At 71.1% G+C, this 19,375-nt stretch carries 15 protein-coding genes, 1 pseudogene and 1 riboswitch; of the genes and pseudogenes, 7 read left to right on the top strand and 9 right to left on the bottom strand.

Annotation, left to right across the window (positions count from 1 at the left end; genetic code table 11):
* Nucleotides 1-56 precede the first annotated feature (56 nt).
* The 4 genes from ACFWBW_RS26415 to ACFWBW_RS26400 form a co-directional block, all read right to left on the bottom strand.
* A complete protein-coding gene (locus ACFWBW_RS26415) occupies nucleotides 57-1,547 on the bottom strand; it encodes a glycoside hydrolase family 3 protein (protein WP_385376986.1) in 1,491 nt (496 codons plus the stop codon).
* Nucleotides 1,548-1,555: 8 nt separating this feature from the next.
* Nucleotides 1,556-2,347: a carbohydrate ABC transporter permease gene (locus ACFWBW_RS26410; RefSeq protein ID WP_385377001.1), complete on the bottom strand. Its 792-nt coding sequence runs from the start codon at nucleotides 2,345-2,347 to the stop codon at nucleotides 1,556-1,558.
* Between the two features lie 110 nt (nucleotides 2,348-2,457).
* A complete protein-coding gene (locus ACFWBW_RS26405) occupies nucleotides 2,458-3,480 on the bottom strand; it encodes a carbohydrate ABC transporter permease (RefSeq protein WP_385376983.1) in 1,023 nt (340 codons plus the stop codon).
* Between the two features lie 182 nt (nucleotides 3,481-3,662).
* Entirely contained in the window at nucleotides 3,663-4,946 is a 1,284-nt protein-coding gene (locus ACFWBW_RS26400; protein ID WP_385376981.1) for an extracellular solute-binding protein, read from the bottom strand.
* Between the two features lie 296 nt (nucleotides 4,947-5,242).
* Here ACFWBW_RS26400 and ACFWBW_RS26395 point away from each other — a divergent pair, with 296 nt between their 5' ends.
* The 6 genes from ACFWBW_RS26395 to ACFWBW_RS26370 all read left to right on the top strand — a co-directional run bounded on the left by ACFWBW_RS26395 (nucleotide 5,243) and on the right by ACFWBW_RS26370 (nucleotide 12,981).
* Nucleotides 5,243-6,007, top strand: coding sequence for a GntR family transcriptional regulator (locus ACFWBW_RS26395; RefSeq protein ID WP_243336098.1), 765 nt, complete (start codon nucleotides 5,243-5,245; stop codon nucleotides 6,005-6,007).
* Between the two features lie 216 nt (nucleotides 6,008-6,223).
* A complete protein-coding gene (locus ACFWBW_RS26390) occupies nucleotides 6,224-8,386 on the top strand; it encodes a carbon starvation CstA family protein (protein ID WP_385376978.1) in 2,163 nt (720 codons plus the stop codon).
* Nucleotides 8,383-8,580, top strand: a complete 198-nt coding sequence (locus tag ACFWBW_RS26385) for a YbdD/YjiX family protein (RefSeq protein ID WP_243336096.1) — start codon at nucleotides 8,383-8,385, stop codon at nucleotides 8,578-8,580. Before ACFWBW_RS26390 ends, ACFWBW_RS26385 begins: the two co-directional genes overlap by 4 nt.
* A 120-nt stretch (nucleotides 8,581-8,700) precedes the next feature.
* On the top strand, nucleotides 8,701-9,198 hold the full coding sequence (locus ACFWBW_RS26380) for a GNAT family N-acetyltransferase (protein ID WP_385376975.1): 498 nt from the start codon (nucleotides 8,701-8,703) through the stop codon (nucleotides 9,196-9,198).
* A gap of 91 nt (nucleotides 9,199-9,289) precedes the next feature.
* A riboswitch (cobalamin riboswitch) is annotated at nucleotides 9,290-9,372 on the top strand.
* 181 nt (nucleotides 9,373-9,553) lie between these two features.
* Nucleotides 9,554-11,950 (top strand): ribonucleoside-diphosphate reductase subunit alpha, encoded by a 2,397-nt coding sequence (locus tag ACFWBW_RS26375; RefSeq protein ID WP_385376972.1) that lies wholly within the window; start codon nucleotides 9,554-9,556, stop codon nucleotides 11,948-11,950.
* A complete protein-coding gene (locus tag ACFWBW_RS26370) occupies nucleotides 11,950-12,981 on the top strand; it encodes a ribonucleotide-diphosphate reductase subunit beta (RefSeq protein WP_385376969.1) in 1,032 nt (343 codons plus the stop codon). Before ACFWBW_RS26375 ends, ACFWBW_RS26370 begins: the two co-directional genes overlap by 1 nt.
* Here ACFWBW_RS26370 and ACFWBW_RS26365 read toward each other — a convergent pair.
* On the bottom strand, nucleotides 12,978-13,199 hold the full coding sequence (locus tag ACFWBW_RS26365; RefSeq protein WP_385376967.1) for a hypothetical protein: 222 nt from the start codon (nucleotides 13,197-13,199) through the stop codon (nucleotides 12,978-12,980). The genes ACFWBW_RS26370 and ACFWBW_RS26365 overlap by 4 nt on opposite strands.
* 94 nt (nucleotides 13,200-13,293) lie before the next feature.
* On the opposite strand from ACFWBW_RS26365, the gene ACFWBW_RS26360 reads away from it, so the two are divergent.
* On the top strand, nucleotides 13,294-14,274 hold the full coding sequence (locus ACFWBW_RS26360; RefSeq protein ID WP_385376963.1) for a helix-turn-helix domain-containing protein: 981 nt from the start codon (nucleotides 13,294-13,296) through the stop codon (nucleotides 14,272-14,274).
* A 221-nt stretch (nucleotides 14,275-14,495) separates the two neighbouring features.
* Here the strand turns inward: ACFWBW_RS26360 and def are convergent, their stop codons facing one another.
* The 4 genes and pseudogenes from def to ACFWBW_RS26340 form a co-directional block, all read right to left on the bottom strand.
* A complete protein-coding gene (gene def, locus ACFWBW_RS26355) occupies nucleotides 14,496-15,137 on the bottom strand; it encodes a peptide deformylase (protein WP_385376960.1) in 642 nt (213 codons plus the stop codon).
* Nucleotides 15,138-15,202: 65 nt separating this feature from the next.
* Nucleotides 15,203-16,210, bottom strand: a complete 1,008-nt coding sequence (locus tag ACFWBW_RS26350) for a tetratricopeptide repeat protein (RefSeq protein WP_385376958.1) — start codon at nucleotides 16,208-16,210, stop codon at nucleotides 15,203-15,205.
* A gap of 117 nt (nucleotides 16,211-16,327) precedes the next feature.
* A complete protein-coding gene (locus ACFWBW_RS26345) occupies nucleotides 16,328-17,587 on the bottom strand; it encodes an HD-GYP domain-containing protein (protein ID WP_385376955.1) in 1,260 nt (419 codons plus the stop codon).
* Between the two features lie 248 nt (nucleotides 17,588-17,835).
* Nucleotides 17,836-19,242: pseudogene (locus ACFWBW_RS26340) on the bottom strand (HD-GYP domain-containing protein); the annotation flags it as partial.
* Between the last annotated feature and the right edge of the window lie 133 nt (nucleotides 19,243-19,375).

Below are 19,375 nucleotides of genomic sequence, written 5' to 3'. Positions count from 1 at the left end.
GCGTTTGAGGCGCGGGGTCCGGGGCGGAGCCCCGGCAGCCGGGCCACAGGGGCCCGCTACACCCCGGCGATGATCTCCGCGGCAGCGCGCCCGCACACCCGGGCCGCCCCGTGCGTCGCGATGTGCAGCGCACCCCGCGGCTCGGCCCGCGGCACGCCCATCTCGACCACGATCGTCTCCGGCCGCGCCGCGACGAGCGCGTCCAGGGCCTCGGTCATCCAGGGGTGCCGGTGCGCGTCGCGGACCACCGCGACGACGGTGCGGTTCCCCGCGGCGGCCAGGATGCCCTCGGCCGTCGACCCTTCCGGGTACACGCCCGACTCGGTGCCCGGGATCAGCGCGGACACTTCCCCGGCCACCCCCCACGGGGTCTCGTCGCCGACCGCGAAGTTCGCCACCGGGGTGAGCGTGGCGATGTACGGGGCGTTCACCGGGGAGGCCGCCTTGGGCGAACCCGTCACGACCACCGCGCGGCGGGCCGCCGCCAGTCCGATGCCGGGCGCGCTGCTCCCCTCCGGCCGCGCGCCCTGACGGACCTGCCGGGTCCACTCGGCCAGCGAACGGACCCGGGCGGCGGCCTCGGCGAGCCGCTCCTCCGGGAGCGCGCCCTCGCGGACGGCCGCGACCAGCGCGTCGCGCAGGCCGAGCACGGTGCCCTCGTCGGCGAGCCCGCCGCCGACGCAGATGGCGTCGGCGCCGGCCGCGACGGCCAGCACCGAGCCGCGCTCGATCCCGTACGTCCCGGCGATGGCCTTCATCTCCATGCCGTCGGTGACGATGAGGCCCTCGTAGCCGAGCTCCTTGCGCAGCAGACCGGTCAGGATCTGCGGGCTGAGGGTGGCCGGGCGGGTCGGGTCCAGGGCGGGCACCAGGATGTGGGCGCTCATGACGGCCTTGGTGCCGGCCTCGATGGCGGCCCGGAACGGTACGAGTTCCCGCGCGGTCAGGGTCTCGAGGTCCACGTCGATGCGCGGCAGCGCGTGGTGCGAGTCGACGTTGGTGTCGCCGTGGCCCGGGAAGTGCTTGGTGCAGGCGGCGACGCCGGCGGCCTGGAGGCCTTCGACGTACGCGGCGGTGTGCCGGGCGGCGAGGTGGGTGTCGGCGCCGAAGGACCGTACGCCGATGACCGGGTTGTCCGGGTTGGAGTTCACGTCCGCGGACGGGGCCCAGTTGAGGTTGACCCCGCACTCGGCGAGTCGGCGGCCCAGCTCGCGGGCGACGTCGCGGGTCAGGTCCACGTCGTCCACGGCGCCCAGGGCCAGGTTGCCGGGGAAGGAGGAGCCGCCCCGGACCTCCAGACGGGTGACGTCGCCGCCCTCCTCGTCGATGGCGACGAGCACGTCGTCCCGCTCCCTGCGCAGTTGCGCGGTCAGCGCGGCGAGCTGCTCGGGCGAGGTGATGTTGCGGCCGAAGAGACCGACGGCGGTGAGGCCTTCGGCGACCTGGCGCAGCAGCCAGGCGGGGGCGGTGGTGCCCTCGAAGCCGGGCTGGAGGACCGCGAGGGCGTCCCGGGTCAAGGTGTCTGTGCGGTGCGCAAGGACAGTCATGGGGGCCGTTATCCCTTCACGGCGCCGGCGGTCATGCCGCCGACGGCCTTGCGCTGGAGGAAGACGAAGATGAGCAGCACCGGAACCGCGAAGAGCGAGGAAGCGGCCATGGTGGCGCCCCAGTCGTTGCCGAAGGCCGTCTGGAACTGGGTGAGCCACAGCGGCAGGGTCTGCGCGGTCTTCTCCTTGTGCAGGATCAGGACCATCGCGAACTCGTTCCAGGCCGTGATGAAGCCGAAGAGCGAGGTGGACATCAGGCCGGGGGCCAGCAGCGGGAAGATCACCTTGCGGAAGGCCTGGCCGCGGGTGCAGCCGTCGATCTGGGCGGCTTCCTCCAGGGTCACCGGGACCGCGGCGATGAAGCCGCGCAGGGTCCAGATGGTGAAGGGGAGGACCATCACGAAGTAGATCGCGGTCAGCACGCCGAGGTTGTTCAGCATCTCGGCGTCGCGGACGATCATGTACATCGCGATGACCATGACCTCCCAGGGCGCCATCTGGGCCAGCATCACGGCGAGCACGAGGCCCTTGCGGCCCTTGAACTTCATCCGGGCGATGGCGAAGCTCGCGGCGAGGGCGACGAGCAGGGCCAGCGCGACGGCTCCGACGGTGACGATCAGGCTGTTCGTGACGTAGGTCCAGAACAGGTCGACGCCGGTGGCCTTGGTGAAGTTGTCCAGCGTCGGGGTGAAGACGAAGACGGGGTCCTTGGAGAGGATCTCGCTGGACGGCTTGAGCGCCGAGGAGAACATCCAGTAGACGGGGAAGATGAAGAGGAGGGCCAGGAGCAGGGCGCCGATGTTCTTGGCGACGGCACCGGGACGGACCGGCCTGCGGTTGCGCACCTGTGCGGCCTTCGCGGACGGCGCGGGCTTCGCGGACGGCGCGGGCTTCGGGGCGGTGGTGGTGGTCACTGCTCCTCCTCCTGCTTCAGGATCAGACGGAAGTAGAAGGACATGACGATCACGAGCATCAGGATCGTCAGGACGGAGATCGCCGCGGCCAGGCCGTAGTGGAACTGGCTCTGGCCCTCCACGTAGGCGAAGACGGGCAGGATCTCGGAGCCGCGGTCGGGGCCGCCGGCCTTCATCGCGTACACCTGGGTGAAGGCCTTGAAGACCCAGATCACCTCGAGGAACGTGGTGACGAGGAAGAACGACTTGAGGTTCGGGAAGACGACCTTCCAGAAGGTCTGCCAGCCGTTGGCGCCGTCCATCCGGGCCGCCTCGTACAGCTCGCCGCTGACGGTGGTCAGACCGGCGTACATGTTGAGGGCGACGAAGGGGATCGAGCCCCAGACCACCAGGACCGTCACGATCACGAGGGTGGAGAAGCCGGTCTCGAACCAGTTGTGCTGGTCGTAGCCGGAGAAGCCGAGCGTGCGCATCAGCCAGTTCATGACGCCGAACTGCTCGTCGAACAGCCACTGGAAGACGGTCACGGAGGCGACGATCGGCATGGCCCAGGCCATCACCAGCGCCATCGACAGGACCAGGCGCATCCATGTGCCGAGCTTGTTCAGCAGGATGCCGATGAGGCTGCCGATGATCATGATCAGCGCGACGTTGGCCGCGGTGAAGGCGAAGCTTCGGGCCACCACGGTCCAGAACTGCGAGTCGCCCAGCAGCTGGGTGTAGTTGTCCAGGCCGGTGAACGGCGACTTCCGCTGGATGAACTCGATCTTGTCGACCTTCTGGAACGACAGGATGATGTTCTTGATCAGCGGATACAGCAGCAGGCCCGCCATGCTGAGCACGGCCGGCCCGACCAGGAGGTAGGGCCACCACCCTGCAGGGAGCGACTTTCTGCCCCCGCGAGGAGACGTGGGCGCTGCCTTGGCTCCGGCGGGCGGCGGTGTCTCGGCCACCCCTGCGGACTTCTGTGGTGCGTCCTGTGGAGCGGAGGTCGCCGCTCCCTGGGAGTGCACGGTCATGTCTGGCTTCCTCGCGGTTGACTGTGGCGGCCCGCACCCGCTTCCCCGCTCGGAGCAGGCGGCGCTTACTTCTGTCAATGCGCGACCGGGGGTGCGGCGGGCGCTCAGGGCGCCCGCCGCACCCCCCGGTGCGATCACTACTGGTACTGCGGGTACTGCGGTGCTTCAGGTGGTGCCGGGTGCTACTTGTTGATGCGGTTCGCGATCTCCGCGTCGGCGTCCGCGCCGGCCTTGGCCGGGTCGGTGCCGTTCAGGACCTTGGTCATGAAGTCCTTGACCGGGTTCGGCTCGGTCTCGACGTTCGCCCAGCCCGCGGTCACCGGGGTGATCTTGCCGTTGGCGCCGGCCTTGGCCATGGCCTCGGCGAAGGAGCCCGCCGGCGGGGCGAAGTTCGCGCCCACCTGGTTCGGGAGCAGCGCGCCCTTGGTCTCGGCGGCGTACTTGGTCATCTGGTCCTTGCCTGCGGCGAGGGCCAGCCACTCCTTGGCGAGCTCCTTGTTCTTGGAGCGCTCGGCGATCGCCAGGTTCGAGCCGCCGAGGAACACGGTGCCCGTCTTGTCGGCGGTCTTGCCGGGGATCGGGAAGTAACCGAAGTCGGCTTCCTTGCCCGCGTCCTTCAGCGCCTTCTCCGCGCCGCCGGCCTCCCAGCCGAGACCGATCCAGGACGAGACGCCGCCCTTGGGAACGATGTCGGTGGACTGCTGCGGGGTCGCCTCGTCCTTGTCCTTCGGGGCGGTGGAGAAGGACTGGAGCTTCTTGTAGAACTCCATCGCGGAAGCGGCCTGGGGGGTGGCGAGGCCACCCTTCCACTTGGCGCCGTCCTTGGTGGCGAGGTCGCCGCCCTCGTCCCAGATGAAGCCCGCGAGGACGTACCAGCTCTGGCCGGGGAGGTAGATCGGCTGCGACTTCGGGTCGGCCGCCTTCAGCTTCTCCAGACCGGCGACCCACTCGTCGCGGGTGGTCGGCGGGGTGACGCCGGCCTTGGCGTAGGCCTTCTTGTCGTAGATGACGACACGGTTGGCCGCGTACCACGGAGCCGAGTAGAGCTTGCCGTCCATCTCGGCCGAAGCCAGCATGCCCGCCGCCCAGGCGTCCGCGCCGAGCTTCGCCTTGTCCTTCGTCAGCTCGGCGAGGCCACCGGTGACCGCGTAACCCGCGGTCTGGGTGTTGCCGAGCTCCAGGACGTCCGGCGGGGTGTCCTCGGAGAGGGCCGTCGTGACCTTCTCCTGGATGCCCTTCCACTGCTGCGTCTCGACCTTGACCGTGACGCCGGGGTGCTTGGCCGAGAACTCGGCGTTGACCGCGTCGATCCATGCCTTCGGTGCGGAGCCGTCCATCACCCAGACGGTGATCTCCTTGGCGCCACCCGCGTCGGCCTTGCCCTTGTCGTCGCCGCCGTTGCCGCACGCCGCGACTCCGACCATCATGCCCGCGACACTGACCGCCGCGATGAGCTTGCGCTTCACGCCACCCTCCTCAGGGATGCTGCCTGCAACTTCCCTTGCCCGCCGCGGTGACTCAAAAAGCACCAAGTACTGCCCGTGGGGCCGGGATCCGATCCATATTGGTGTAGACCAGTAGCTGGAGCTTGGCCTAGACCTTTAGGGGTGTCAAGGGTCTAATGAGCGGGTGCTCGGTCCGTTATCGGACCGACACCTGGGGGAGGGAGGAGGCCTGCCCTCCCTCCCGTGTCACGATGTGACCGCACATATCGGAGGAGCCGGTGACGGCAACGAAACTGGAGTCGGGAAGGCGGGCGGCGATGGCCACCGAAGGGGCGATCACGGAGCCGGACAGCGGGGCGGCCACCCGCACGGCACGCGTGCCCAAGTACTACCGGCTCAAGCGCCACTTGCTCGATATGACCGAAACCCTTCCACCGGGCACACCAGTGCCGCCCGAGCGCACGCTGGCGGCCGAGTTCGACACCTCCCGCACCACGGTGCGACAGGCCCTCCAGGAGCTCGTCGTCGAGGGCCGGCTGGAACGGATCCAGGGCAAGGGGACCTTCGTCGCCAAGCCGAAGGTCTCCCAGCCGCTCCAACTCTCCTCGTACACAGAGGACATGAGGGCCCAGGGACTGGAACCCACCTCCCAGCTCCTGGACATCGGCTATGTGACGGCCGACGACACCCTTGCCGGTCTCCTCAAGATCGCCACCGGCGGCCGGGTCCTGCGCATCGAACGCCTCCGCCTGGCCAGCGGAGAGCCGATGGCCATCGAGACCACGCACCTGTCGGCCAAGCGCTTCCCCGCGCTGCGCCGTTCGCTGGTCAAGTACACCTCCCTCTACACCGCCCTCGCCGAGGTGTACGACGTGCGCCTCGCCGAAGCGGAGGAGACCATCGAGACCTCGCTGGCCACCCCGCGGGAGGCCGGACTGCTCGGCACCGACGTCGGGCTGCCGATGCTGCTGCTTTCGCGCCATTCGCTGGACACCGACGGGGAGCCCGTCGAGTGGGTGCGTTCCGTATACCGCGGCGATCGTTACAAGTTCGTCGCCCGACTCCAGCGCCCCGCCGTCTGAATCTTGTAGTTGACTCTCGTTCCGCTATGCGGACGGGGGGTTACGTCCATCGGGCGGTCCCCCGTAGATTCCCTGCGCCTACGCAGATGATCAACGAGGGGACGGCGGATCATGACGGAACCAGGACCGGAAGCAACACAGCCGGAAGCAACACGAGCAGTACGGGACGCGGCGAGTCCGGGCAGCACGCCGGGCTCGCCTTCTCCATCGGGGGCCATGTCCCCCAAGTCCGTGGCCGTGTGGGTGCTCGTCGGGCTCGTGGGGGCCATCGGCTGGGGCGTGCTGGCACTCTCGCGCGGCGAGGAGATCTCGGCCGCCTGGCTGCTCGCCGCGGCCCTGGGTTCGTACGCGATCGGCTACCGCTTCTACGCGCGCTTCATCGCGAACCGCGTCCTGAAGGTGGACAAGACCCGCGCCACCCCCGCCGAACGCCTTGACAACGGTGTCGACTTCCACCCGACCGACCGGCGGGTGCTTTTCGGCCACCACTTCGCCGCCATCGCCGGCGCCGGACCGCTCGTCGGTCCCGTACTCGCCTCGCAGATGGGCTACCTGCCCGGCACCATCTGGATCGTCGTGGGCGTGATCTTCGCGGGCGCCGTCCAGGACATGGTCACGCTCTTCTTCTCCACCCGGCGCAACGGCCGTTCGCTCGGCCAGATGGCCCGGGACGAGATCGGCCCGGTCGGCGGCGCCGCCGCGCTGGTCGGCGTCTTCGCCATCATGATCATCCTGCTGGCCGTGCTGGCCCTGGTCATCGTCAACGCCCTGGCGCACTCCCCGTGGGGCGTCTTCTCCATCGGCATGACCATCCCGATCGCCCTCTTCATGGGCTTCTACCTGCGCGTCCTGCGCCCGGGCAAGGTCACCGAGGTCTCCGTCGTCGGTGTCGCGCTCCTGCTGCTCGCCATCGTCGCGGGCGGCTGGGTCGCCGAGTCCTCGCTGGCGGACACCTTCACCCTGGAGAAGGAGACGCTGGTCATCTGGATGGTCGCCTACGGCTTCGTGGCGTCCGTCCTGCCGGTGTGGATGCTGCTCGCCCCGCGCGACTACCTCTCCACCTTCATGAAGGTGGGCACCATCGGGCTGCTGGCCGTGGGCGTGGTCATCGCCATGCCGACGCTGAAGATGCCGGCGGTCACCGAGTTCGCCTCGCGCGGCGACGGCCCGGTCTTCGCCGGCTCGATGTTCCCGTTCGTCTTCATCACCATCGCCTGCGGAGCCCTCTCCGGCTTCCACTCCCTGGTCTCCTCGGGCACCACGCCGAAGATGATCCAGAAGGAGACCCAGGTCAGGGTCATCGGCTACGGCGCCATGCTGACCGAGTCCTTCGTCGCCGTCATGGCGATCATCGCGGCCTGCATCATCGACCCGGGCCTCTACTTCGCCATCAACTCCCCCGGCGGCGTGGTCGGCGCCACCGTCGAGACGGCCTCGCAGGCCGTGACGAACTTCGGCTTCGCCATCTCCCCCGAGGCCCTCGCGCAGGCCGCGAAGGACGTGGAGGAGACCAGCCTGCTGTCCCGTACGGGCGGCGCACCGACCTTCGCGCTCGGAATGTCGGAGATCTTCTCGGCCGTCATAGGCGGCACCGCGATGAAGGCGTTCTGGTACCACTTCGCGATCATGTTCGAGGCCCTGTTCATCCTGACCACGGTCGACGCGGGCACCCGCGTGGGCCGGTTCATGCTCCAGGACACCCTCGGCAACGTGCACAAGTCCTTCAAGGACGTCAGCTGGAAGCCGGGCGTCTGGTTCGCCAGCGCGGTGGTCGTCGGCGGCTGGGGCTACTTCCTCTGGGTCGGCGTCAAGGACCCGCTGGGCGGCATCAACCAGCTCTTCCCGCTGTTCGGCATCGCGAACCAGCTCCTCGCGGCGGTCGCCCTGTCCGTCTGCACCACCCTGCTGATCAAGTCGGGCCGGCTCAAGTGGGCCTGGGTGACGGGCGTTCCGCTCGCCTGGGACCTGGCCGTCACGCTCACCGCCAGCTACCAGAAGATCTTCTCCGACAACCCGAAGATCGGCTTCTTCGCGCAGCGGGACGTCTACCAGGACGGCATCGACGCGGGCAAGGTCCTCAAGCCCGCCAAGAACATGGACGAGATGCACACCGTGGTCACCAATGCCACGGTGGACGGCGTCCTGTCGGTCTTCTTCGCCCTGCTGATCATCGTCGTACTCGTGGACGCGGCCCGGACCTGCTTCAAGGCCATCCGCAAGCCCGAGTCGGTCACCATGGTCGAGTTCCCGTGGACCGAGTCCAGGATCGTCGCCCCGGCCGGGCTCATCCCGACCGCCGAGGAGCGCGCGGAGCTCGCCGCCGCCGGCCTCGACTCGGGCGGGGGCCGCGCACAGGACCCCGTGCGGGAACCGGCGTGACCCGCCTGCGCCACGTGCTGGGCCGGGCCCGGTACTTCGTGAGGGAGTTCTCGGGCGAGGCGGCCTACGACCGCTACGTCGCCCACGCCCGCACGCACGACCCCGACGCCGAGGTCCAGTCGCGCCGGGCCTTCGAGCGGGCCCGTACGGACGCCCGCGAGGGAGATCCGCGCGAAGGGTTCCGCTGCTGCTGAACCCGTAGGGCCCCCGGGGCCCTGCTGCTGAACCCGCAGGGCCCCAGGGGCCGCCGCGTCCGCCGTCCACCCGACGGAACGCGGCGGCCCCTCGCCTTGCCCTGGCGCACACTCGGAGCCATGGACATCATCATCAGGACGGCGGCGGCCGCCGAATACGAAGAGCTCGGCGAGATCACCGCGCGGGCCTACCTCGACGACGGACTCCTGCACTTCTCCGAGGACGACCCCTACCTGAGCCGGCTGCGCGACGTCGCCGGCCGGGCCCCCGACGGCGAGGTGATCGTCGCGGCGTACGAGGACACGCTGCTCGGCGGTGTGACCTTCGCCCCTCCCGGCAGCCCGCTGTGCGATATCGCGGGCCCCGGCGAGGCGGAGTTCCGGATGCTGGCCGTCTCCCCGGCGGCGCGCGGACGCGGCGCGGGCGAGGCCCTCGTACGGGCCTGCGTGAGCCGCGCCCGGGAGCTGGAGGGCGTGAGCCACCTGGTGCTGTCGACCACGGAGAAGATGCTCGGGGCGCACCGGATCTACGACCGGCTGGGCTTCGTACGGACGCCGGAGCGGGACTGGTACCCGGTTCCGGGCCTCCCCCTGCTCACCTACCGCCTGGAGCTCTAGCGGCGGACCCACGGCGAGGGGCGACACAACATGTGGGGGCTACCACGAGCACCGGCCCCCACATGTATGCTCATGCTCGCTGTCGTCGCAGGGGAATCCGGTGAGAATCCGGAACTGTCCCGCAACGGTATGACATGCACCGATCCGGTCGGTGCATCCGCAAGTCCGAGGACCTGTCGACAGTGCGCCCGGCTCGACCGAACCGGGTGCAGACACGTCCGGGCCTCGCGGTTGGGCCGGTGGACGCCACGTGGCACACGCGCACTGCCCTGCCAGGCACGCGCTCCCCCACGTGCGCCCCCTCGCGCCCCGCACCAACGGTGTTCCCGGAGCCGAGCGAGGGAGAGCTCCCCCCGTGACCATCGCGCCTTCCGCACCGCGCGCCGAGTCCGACCCGTCCGCCTATGAGGGTCCGGGGGCCGCGCTCCTGCGCACGCTCACCGAGCTGACCGCCGACCTGCCCGACACCGACCCCGGCAAGGTCGCCGCCGCCGCGCTGCGCGGCCGCAGCGCCGCCGCCGACGAGGCGGAGCTCCGTACGCTCGCCACCGAGGGGGCCGCCGGGCTCATCTCCGAGGACCCGGCGTACTCCCGCCTCGCCGCCCGCCTGCTGACGCTGGCCGTGCGCGACGAGGCCGCCGGCCAGGGCGCGACCTCCTTCTCCGGCTCCGTCGAGGTGGGCCACCGCGAGGGGCTCATCGCCGACCGCACCGCCGACTTCGTACGCCTGCACGCGAAGCGGCTCGACGCGCTGGTCGAGCACGCGCTCGCCGAGGGCGCCGACGACCGCTTCGGCTTCTTCGGCCTGCGCACCCTGCACAGCCGCTACCTGCTGCGGCACCCGATCACCCGCCAGGTCATCGAGACCCCGCAGTTCTTCATGCTGCGCGTGGCCTGCGGTCTCGCCGAGAACGGATCGGTCCAGGCCGTCGAGGAAGTGGCCTCGCTCTACCGGCTGATGAGCCGCCTCGACTACCTGCCCTCCTCCCCCACCCTCTTCAACTCCGGCACCCGGCACCCGCAGATGTCCTCCTGCTACCTGCTGGACTCCCCGCTGGACGAGCTCGACTCGATCTACGACCGCTACCACCAGATCGCGCGCCTCTCCAAGCACGCCGGCGGCATCGGCCTCTCGTACTCCCGCATCCGCGCCCGCGGTTCGCTGATCCGCGGTACGAACGGCCACTCCAACGGCATCGTTCCGTTCCTGAAGACCCTCGACGCCTCCGTCGCCGCCGTGAACCAGGGCGGCCGCCGCAAGGGCGCCGCCGCCGTCTACCTGGAGACCTGGCACGCGGACATCGAGGAGTTCCTGGAGCTCCGCGACAACACCGGCGAGGACCAGCGCCGCACGCACAACCTGAACCTGGCCCACTGGGTGCCGGACGAGTTCATGCGCCGCGTGAACGCCGACGCCGACTGGTCGCTGTTCTCCCCGGCCGACGTCCCCGAGCTGGTCGACCTGTGGGGCGACGAGTTCGACGCCGCCTACCGCAAGGCCGAGGAGTCGGGCCTGGCCCGCAAGTCCATGCCCGCCCGCGACCTGTACGGCCGGATGATGCGCACCCTCGCGCAGACCGGCCAGGGCTGGATGACCTTCAAGGACGCCTCCAACCGCACGGCGAACCAGACCGCCGAGCCGGGCACCGTCGTCCACTCCTCGAACCTCTGCACCGAGATCATCGAGGTCACCAACGACGGCGAGACGGCCGTCTGCAACCTGGGCTCGGTCAACCTCGGCGCCTTCGTCGTCGACACGGCGGACGGTCGGGAGATCGACTGGGAGCGCCTGGACGAGACCGTCCGCACCGCGGTCACCTTCCTCGACCGCGTCGTGGACATCAACTTCTACCCGACCGATCAGGCCGGCCGCTCCAACGCCCGCTGGCGCCCGGTGGGCCTGGGCGCGATGGGCCTCCAGGACGTCTTCTTCCAGCTGAAGCTGCCCTTCGACTCCCCCGAGGCGAAGGCCCTGTCCACGAAGCTCTCCGAGCGCATCATGCTCGCGGCGTACGAGGCCTCGTGCGACCTGGCCGAGCGCAGCGGCCCGCTCCCCGCGTGGGAGCAGACCCGCACCGCCCGCGGTGTGCTGCACCCCGACCACTACGACGTCGAGCTGAACTGGCCGGAGCGCTGGGACGCGCTGCGCGCCCGGGTCGCGAAGACCGGCATGCGCAACTCACTGCTCCTCGCCATCGCCCCGACGGCGACCATCGCCTCCATCGCGGGCGTCTACGAGTGCATCGAGCCGCAGGTCTCCAACCTCTTCAAGCGCGAGACCCTGAGCGGGGAGTTCCTCCAGGTCAACGGCTACCTGGTGCAGGAGCTCAAGCGGCTCGGCGTCTGGGACGCCCAGACCCGCGAGGCGCTGCGCGAATCCTCCGGCTCGGTCCAGGGCTTCGGCTGGATCCCGGCGGAGGTGCGCGACCTGTACCGCACGGCGTGGGAGATCCCGCAGCGCGGCCTGATCGACATGGCGGCGGCCCGTACGCCGTTCCTGGACCAGTCGCAGTCGCTGAACCTGTTCCTGGAGACGCCCACCATCGGCAAGCTCAGCTCGATGTACGCGTACGCCTGGAAGCAGGGCCTGAAGACCACGTACTACCTGCGTTCCCGCCCCGCGACGAAGATCGCCCGCGCCGCCTCCGGCAGCACGGTCCCGGCGGCCGCCACCCCGCTCCCGCAGGCCGTCGACGCCGACGCGCTGGCCTGCTCCCTTGAGAACCCCGAGTCCTGCGAGGCCTGCCAGTAATGAGCTCCAACGACCAGAAGAACCTCCTGGACCCGGGCTTCGAGCTCACCCTCCGCCCGATGCGCTACCCGGACTTCTACGAGCGCTACCGGGACGCGATCAAGAACACCTGGACCGTCGAGGAGGTCGACCTCCACTCGGACGTCGCGGACCTCGCGAAGCTGACGCCCTCCGAGCAGCACATGATCGGCCGCCTGGTCGCGTTCTTCGCGACGGGCGACTCGATCGTCTCGAACAACCTCGTGCTGACCCTGTACAAGCACATCAACTCCCCGGAGGCGCGCCTGTACCTGTCGCGCCAGCTCTTCGAGGAGGCCGTGCACGTCCAGTTCTACCTGACGCTGCTCGACACCTACCTGCCCGACCCGGACGACCGCGCGGCCGCCTTCGACGCGGTCGAGGAGATCCCCTCGATCCGCGAGAAGGCGCAGTTCTGCTTCCGCTGGATGGCTGCACTCGATGGAGAGGGGGTCGAGAAGATCGACCGCCTGGAGACGGCCGCCGACCGCCGCCGCTTCCTGCTGAACCTGATCTGCTTCGCCGCGTGCATCGAGGGCCTGTTCTTCTACGGGGCGTTCGCGTACGTGTACTGGTTCCGCTCGCGCGGCCTGCTGCACGGCCTGGCGACGGGCACCAACTGGGTGTTCCGGGACGAGAGCGCCCACATGAGCTTCGCCTTCGAGGTGATCGACACGGTCCGCAAGGAGGAGCCGGAGCTCTTCGACGACGCGCTCCAGCAGCAGGTCACCGACATGCTGCGGGAGGCCGTCGCGGCCGAGCTGCAGTTCGGCCACGACCTGTGCGGTGACGGCCTGCCGGGCATGAACACCGAGTCGATGCGCGAGTACCTGGAGTGCGTCGCGGACCAGCGCCTGGTCCGCCTCGGCTTCCCGCCGGTCTACGGCTCGCAGAACCCGTTCTCCTTCATGGAGCTCCAGGGCGTCCAGGAACTGACGAACTTCTTCGAGCGCCGCCCGTCGGCCTACCAGGTCGCGGTCGAGGGCACGGTCGACCTGGACGAGGACTTCTAAGCGGCCTTCATGTGATGCCTGCGCCCCCGCCCGTGGGGAGAGGGACCTGGGTGACCAGGACTCCGGGCGGGGGCTCTGCGCTGTTCCCGCCGGCGATGCTCGGCGGCCGCGCGGATCTGCCGGTCGATGCGGCGGTCGCGTGCGGCTCCGTAGAGGGCGGGGGCCAGGAGGAGGGCGGCGACGGCGAGGACTGCGAGGTAGGCGAGGAATGTGTTCATGACTCCACTCTCGCCAGGGCGGCCGAAGCCCGACAGTGGCAGGACTCTCATGGAAGAGCGAATTACTGCCACGATTTCCTGGCACACTGGACGCATGCTGAAGCCTTCCCCCCTCCGCAACGTGGCCGTGGCCGTGGTGAACGGGGTCACCCCCTTCGAGATGGGCATCTTCTGCGAGGTCTTCGGGGTCGACCGCAGCGCCATGGGCCTGCCGACCTACGATTTCGCCGTCTGCGCGATGGAGGAGAACCCCATCACCGTGGGCGACGGCCACTACCGCCTCACGCTCCCCCACGGACCCGAGCGGCTGGAGGAGGCGGACCTGATCTGCCTGCCCGCCGACCGCGAGGCCCCCACCCGCGTGTACCCGGAGCCCCTCCTGGACTCCCTGCGGCGGGCCGTGGACCGCGGCGCGCGGGTGCTGAGCGTGTGCAGCGGGGCCTTCATGCTGGGCGCGGCCGGGCTGCTGGACGACCGGCGCTGCACCACGCACTGGATGCACGCCCCGGCGCTGGCGCGCCGCTTCCCGCGGGCCCGGGTCGACGCGGACGTGCTCTACGTGGACGAGGGCCCGGTGATCACCTCGGCGGGCACCGCCTCCGGGATCGACGCGTGCCTGCACCTCGTGCGGCAGGAGCAGGGCTCCGAGGTGGCCAACACCATCGCCCGGCGGATGGTCGTACCGCCGCACCGCGACGGCGGGCAGGCCCAGTACATCCAGCGTCCGCTGCCGCGCACCTCCTGCGACACGGTGGGCGAGGTGATCGGCTGGATGGCCCGCCACCTGGAGGAGGAGATCACGGTCGAGCAGCTCGCGGAGCGGGCCCACATGTCCGCGCGGACCTTCGCCCGCCGCTTCCTCCAGGAGACGGGGACCACTCCGTACCAGTGGGTGCTGCGCCAGCGGGTCCTGCTGGCGCAGGAGCTGCTGGAGGCCACCGACGAGACGGTGGACGCGATCGCGGGACGCTGCGGGTTCGGCACCGCGGCGGCCCTGCGCCACCACTTCCTGCGGACGCTGAGCACCACCCCGAACGCCTTCCGGCGCACCTTCCGGGGCCCGGCCGCGGCCTGACGGCCGACCGGCGGCCCACACGGTAGAGAACTCCCCCACCTTGATCGTTCTCGGTAGGATTTGGAGGTTCGAACAACACCCGGGCAACACAGGGGGCTCTCATGACGCGCCGGAGCGACATCGGCTGGGACTAGTGCCCCGCCACCCAAGCGAAAGGCGCCCCGCTCCGGTCCGGAGCGGGGCGCCTTTCGCGTACGGGAGCCGGGAGCCGGGAGCCGGGGCTACGCGTTCGGAACGGTCTCGTAGCGCGCGGTGCCCTCTTCCATCTGCCGCAGCGCGTCCTTGCGGTCCCGCTTCGAGAGCCGGTCGATGTACAGGTAGCCGTACAGGTGGTCGGTCTCGTGCTGGAGGCAGCGCGCGAAGTAGCCGGTGCCCCGCACCTTGATCGGGTTGCCCTGCGCGTCCTGGCCGGTCACCTCTGCGTAGTCCGGGCGGGCCAGCGAGGCGTAGGCGGTCGGGACCGACAGGCAGCCCTCGTTCGAGTCGTCCAGGATTCGGGCGCCGGCCGGCAGCTCGACGAGCTTCGGGTTGATCACCACGCCGGTGTGGCGGTTGCCGTCGTCGTCCGGGCAGTCGTAGACGAAGACCTTGGCGTCGACGCCGATCTGGTTCGCGGCGAGGCCCACGCCCTCGGCGGCCTTCTGGCTGGCGAACATGTCGTCGATCAGCTGCGCCAGCTCGTCGCCGAACTCGGTGACGTCCTTGCACTCCCGGTGCAGGACCGGGTTGCCGACCACCGTGATGGGGCGGGCGGTGCCGCGCTCGCGGTGGGCGAGCTCGCGCGCCTCACAGTCCTCGGTGTCCACGACGTACCCGTCGTTCGCTACCTCGACCTCGACAACGTCGTTCTCCTGCTGCGCCATGTCCGCCGTACGCCTTCCGTAAGTCCACCAGTCACCGATGTGCCGGTACAGCCTACGGCCCCGGCTCAGCAGACTTCTTCGAGATCCCGCCACTCCCGGCTGTCCGGGCTGTCCGCGACCCATCCGTCGAGCAGCCCGCGCACCAGGCCGGCGGGCGCCGCGATCCCGCACTCCCGCTCGGGCACCCACAGGGATCCGGAGCCGGTCGTACGGTGCCCCAGCGGGCCGGGGTGGCCCGGTTCGCTGTGGTCGTGGGGGTCCAGCTGCTCGCCGTCCCCCTCGCCGCTCGGCATCGCGCTCTCCGAGCAGGTCCGGCACAGCAGCCGCACCGACGAGGACCAGTCCTCGGCGGCGAAGCCGGCGTCCGAGGCCAGCTGCTCCAGGGCGTTGCGGTCGGCCTCGGTGGCCGCTTCCAGGAGCACCACCCAGGTCGGCACCGGGGAGGGCGCCCACAGCTCGATCTCGTCGAACACGGGGTACGAGGGCCCGGCCGCGGTGACGCGCTCGCCGTGCGGGACCCCGTCGTGCAGGACGACCTCGCCCCAGCGCCGCCCCGAGGAGGGCAGCGGGATCGACAGGACCTCCATGCGGGCCGGGTCCAGCCGGCGGCCCCAGACCACCTCGGCCTCGCCCTCGGGCGACAGCCGTACGGCCGCGCTCCCGAGCTCCATGCCGACCGGTTCGCCGTTGGCGTGGGAGCCGCCGCCCGCGCCGTGCGGGTCTCCGGGCACCTTCAGCCCGTACGCCTGCCATGCGCGGCGGGCCAGCGGCCAGTCCTGCAGCGCCGTGGCGGCGATGCCCACGTTCCACCAGTCCGGGGCGCCGGTCTCCCGGTCGAGCAGGGCCACGGCACGCAGCCCGGCCGCCCGCGCCTGCTCCCAGTCGTGGCGGAACTTGTGGAGCAGCGCCAGGTTGAACCAGGACTCGGACAGCCAGGGTTCCAGGTCCGCCGCTCTGGTCAGGAGCGCGCCCGCGTCCTCGTACCGACCGTCGCCGATCAGGGTGAACGCGCGGTCGGTGGCCTGCCGCCACGAAGCGGAGGGCCGATGCCGTACCTTCCCGAAGATCCTCACGATTCCCGCCTGCCGGACACTCTTGCTCGGGACACTCCTGCTGCGAACGCTCCTGCTGGAAACACTCTCACTGGCATCCAACCATGCCCACTCGGACGGCCGCTCATTACCCATGGGTTACCCAGGCGGGACGGGTACGACTCTGGCACGTCCGCCCCGGGCGAGCACCCTGGCGAGACACTCCACGACTTCCGGCTGGTAATCGTGCCCGGTCCCCAGGCGCAGCCGCTCCAGGGCCTCCAATGAGCCGCCCGGGTGACGGGCACCGCCGACGAGGTCGTCGTACGCGTTGACCGCGCGCACGATCCGGGCGGCGACGGGCTGCTCGCGGTACGGGGCCGCCTGCAGCTCCACCACCACCGCGACCTCGGCCGGGACGCCCGTCTGGCGGGCCACCTCCCCGCCGAGCCCGGCGATCCGGCGGGCCTCGGCCTCGGGCAGCTCGGCGGTGGCCCCGGCCGGGACCGGGTCGACGAGGGAGAGCTGCCCGATGTCGTGCATGAGGGCGGCGTACTCCAGCACCCTGAGCTCGCGCTCCGAGAGGCCCAGCTCCCGCCCCACGGCGCAGCTGAGGGCGGCGACCCGCCGGGAGTGGCCGGGCCGGGTGTAACCGGCGATCTCGGTGGCGCGGGCGAGGGAGGTGATGGTCTGGCGGTAGGTGGTGCGGATCGCTGTGATCCGGTGGAAGGACATCTGGGTCAGGAGCAGCGGCACGCTGAAGACGGGCACCGCCCACAGGCCGGCGACGGCGACGCCGAGGGCCATGACCACGCCCGTGGCGCAGATCGCGGAGCCGATGCCCAGCTGGGCGCGCAGCTCGTCGCGCAGCAGCGGGGCGAACGGCCAGCCGGTGCGGGCCCCGGCGAGGGCGGCGCCGAGGACGGCGTCGCACAGGGCCGTGAGCCCGAGGACGAGGACGAGGAAGAGCACGAGGTACGGGCCCTGGCCGACCCATTGCTCCAGCCGCCCGGAGTTGTAGAGCGGCTGGAAGCAGACGGCGGCGAAGGTGACGGTGAGGACGCGGCGGGCCAGGTGGTCCAGGGCGGGTCCGCGGCCCCGGGCGATGTGCGGGACGATCCCGAGGAGCGCGGCCGCGACGACCACGGCGACGATCTGCAGGACCCCGTGGTGGGTGGAGGCTCCGGCGTTCTGCCCGAGCAGGCCGTACGCGAGCGCCCCGGCGGATCCGAGCGGCGCGGGCTGCTGGCGGGCGGCGTCGCCGCTGTCCCGGCGGGCGAGCTCGCCGATGGTGATCAGGGTGGCGAAGGCGAGGGCGTTGGCCGGCTCGGTCAGGCCGTTCCACACGGTGTGCCCGAGCGCGGCCACGGTCAGCGCGCCGGCGGCCCCGCGCACGACGGCGACGGCCCAGCCCCTCACGCGTTCGCTCCCGCCGCGGGGGCGGACGGGGAGCCGGGGGCTCCCGGCGCCTCCCCGGCGGCCTCTCCCGGCTCGGCGGCGGACCCCGGCACGCAGTGGCAGTGGTCCCCGGCCCCGGTGGCCGGGGGCGTGCTCCCGGTCCCGCGGGCCTGGGCCGGGGTTCCGCCCGGGGCGGCCTGGGCGGGCAGCCCGGTCAGCGCCGCGCCGGCGGGCACGGCCTCCCGTACGGCCGCCTCAGCCACCTCAGCCCCTTCGGCCCCCTTGGCCCCGGCGGCGGCGGGGGTCTGCGCGCCTCCGGCCGGGATCACCTGGAGGTCGTCGTCCGAGGTCACCTTCGGATGCCAGCCCTGGCGGCCGATCGCGTCGACCAGCGCCGTCACCATCTCCGGGTCGAACTGGGCCCCCGCGCACCGTTCCAGCTCGGCCAGGGCCACCGGCACCGGCCGGGCCCTGCTGTACGACCGGGTCGAGGTCATCGCGTCGAAGGCGTCGGCGACCGCCACGACCCGGGCCAGCACCGGGATCTGTTCCCCGGTCAGCCCGTAGGGGTAGCCGGAGCCGTCCACCCGCTCGTGGTGGTGCAGGATCGCCGCCCGGGCATCCCCGAGGAAGCCGATGCCGCGCACCATCTCGTGTCCGTACTCGGGGTGGAGTTCGATGATCCTGCGCTCTTCGGGGGTCAGCGGTCCGTCCTTGCGCAGCAGTCGGGTCGGGACGCCGAGCTTGCCCACGTCGTGCAGGATCCCGGCGATGCGGACGACTTCGAGGCGTTCCTCTCCCATGCCGAGCTCGCGGGCGATCATCGCCGAGGCCTGTCCGACCCGCTCGCTGTGGCCGCGGGTGTAGCGGTCCTTGATGTCGACGGCCTGGACCAGCGCACGGATGGTGGCCTGGTGGGCGGCGCGCTCGCGGTGGTACTGGGCGAAGACCCAGCAGGAGATGTACATCGGCAGCATGACGAGCAGCGCGGCCGGCAGTCCGTACGGGCTGCGCCACATGACGGCCATCATCAGCCCGGCGAGGCCGTGCACGCAGTGCGGGGCGAGGGACCGGGTCGCGAGGCCCCGCCAGGCGGTGGCGGCGGGCCGGCGTTCGGCGGCGGCCAGGATGCCGCCGTCCAGCGCGGTCAGCACCAGGCAGAAGGCGACGGCCGCGGCGGCGGCGGGGAACATCACGTACGGGAAGTCGGCGACCCAGGCGGCCGGGTCCGCGGATCCGTCCGGGCCCGACGGCCCGGTCCCGCCGAAGGAGCCGGTGCCCAGCGCCCCGGGCCCGCCCAGCAGCCCGTAGAGCTGCCCGGCGGTCCAGGCGGCTATGGACTGCTGCGCCCCGTGCCAGACGCGCCGCACCCAGGCGGGCCGTGCCGTCACGGTCCCGGCGAGTCCGCCGGGCAGCGCGACGAGGGCGGCGGCGGCCGGCGGCAGGAGGAACACGGCGGCCAGCACCACCGGGAAGAAGGAGCCGAGGCCCTCGGGCACCCGGCGGCCCATGAGCGGGCAGACCTTGACGAGTTCGCAGCCGAGGTAGAGCACGCAGAGCAGGCCGACGGAGGGCCATGGGGTGGCGGAGCCGGTGACGGCGGGAGCGGCGCACGCGCAGGCGGCGATGACGGCGCACAGGACGTAGGCGCGCGCCATCGGCGGAAGTACCCGCATGGCGCTCTCCTCCCCCTGAGCCGTGCAAGTCAGGTACGAATCAAACCAGTACCCGAATGGGGAGAATAAGTGGGGCCGGGAGCGAGGTGGGCCACATTTTCGCATTGCGCCATGCGGACGCCCCCGGATTACC

It is taken from the genome of Streptomyces sp. NPDC059957 (assembly GCF_042730015.1).
GTDB lineage: Bacteria > Actinomycetota > Actinomycetes > Streptomycetales > Streptomycetaceae > Streptomyces.
The sequence above is the reverse complement of the archived record's forward strand: the minus strand, read 5'-3'. Positions and strand labels throughout refer to the sequence as shown.

Coding starts and splice junctions, on each gene's coding strand:
- ACFWBW_RS26415 (WP_385376986.1), bottom strand. CDS start 1,547: ATGACTGTCCTTGCGCACCGCACAGACACCTTGACCCGGGACGCCCTC.
- ACFWBW_RS26405 (WP_385376983.1), bottom strand. CDS start 3,480: ATGACCGTGCACTCCCAGGGAGCGGCGACCTCCGCTCCACAGGACGCA.
- ACFWBW_RS26395 (WP_243336098.1), top strand. CDS start 5,243: ATGGCCACCGAAGGGGCGATCACGGAGCCGGACAGCGGGGCGGCCACC.
- ACFWBW_RS26390 (WP_385376978.1), top strand. CDS start 6,224: ATGTCCCCCAAGTCCGTGGCCGTGTGGGTGCTCGTCGGGCTCGTGGGG.
- ACFWBW_RS26380 (WP_385376975.1), top strand. CDS start 8,701: ATGGACATCATCATCAGGACGGCGGCGGCCGCCGAATACGAAGAGCTC.
- ACFWBW_RS26370 (WP_385376969.1), top strand. CDS start 11,950: ATGAGCTCCAACGACCAGAAGAACCTCCTGGACCCGGGCTTCGAGCTC.
- ACFWBW_RS26365 (WP_385376967.1), bottom strand. CDS start 13,199: ATGAACACATTCCTCGCCTACCTCGCAGTCCTCGCCGTCGCCGCCCTC.
- ACFWBW_RS26360 (WP_385376963.1), top strand. CDS start 13,294: ATGCTGAAGCCTTCCCCCCTCCGCAACGTGGCCGTGGCCGTGGTGAAC.
- def (WP_385376960.1), bottom strand. CDS start 15,137: ATGGCGCAGCAGGAGAACGACGTTGTCGAGGTCGAGGTAGCGAACGAC.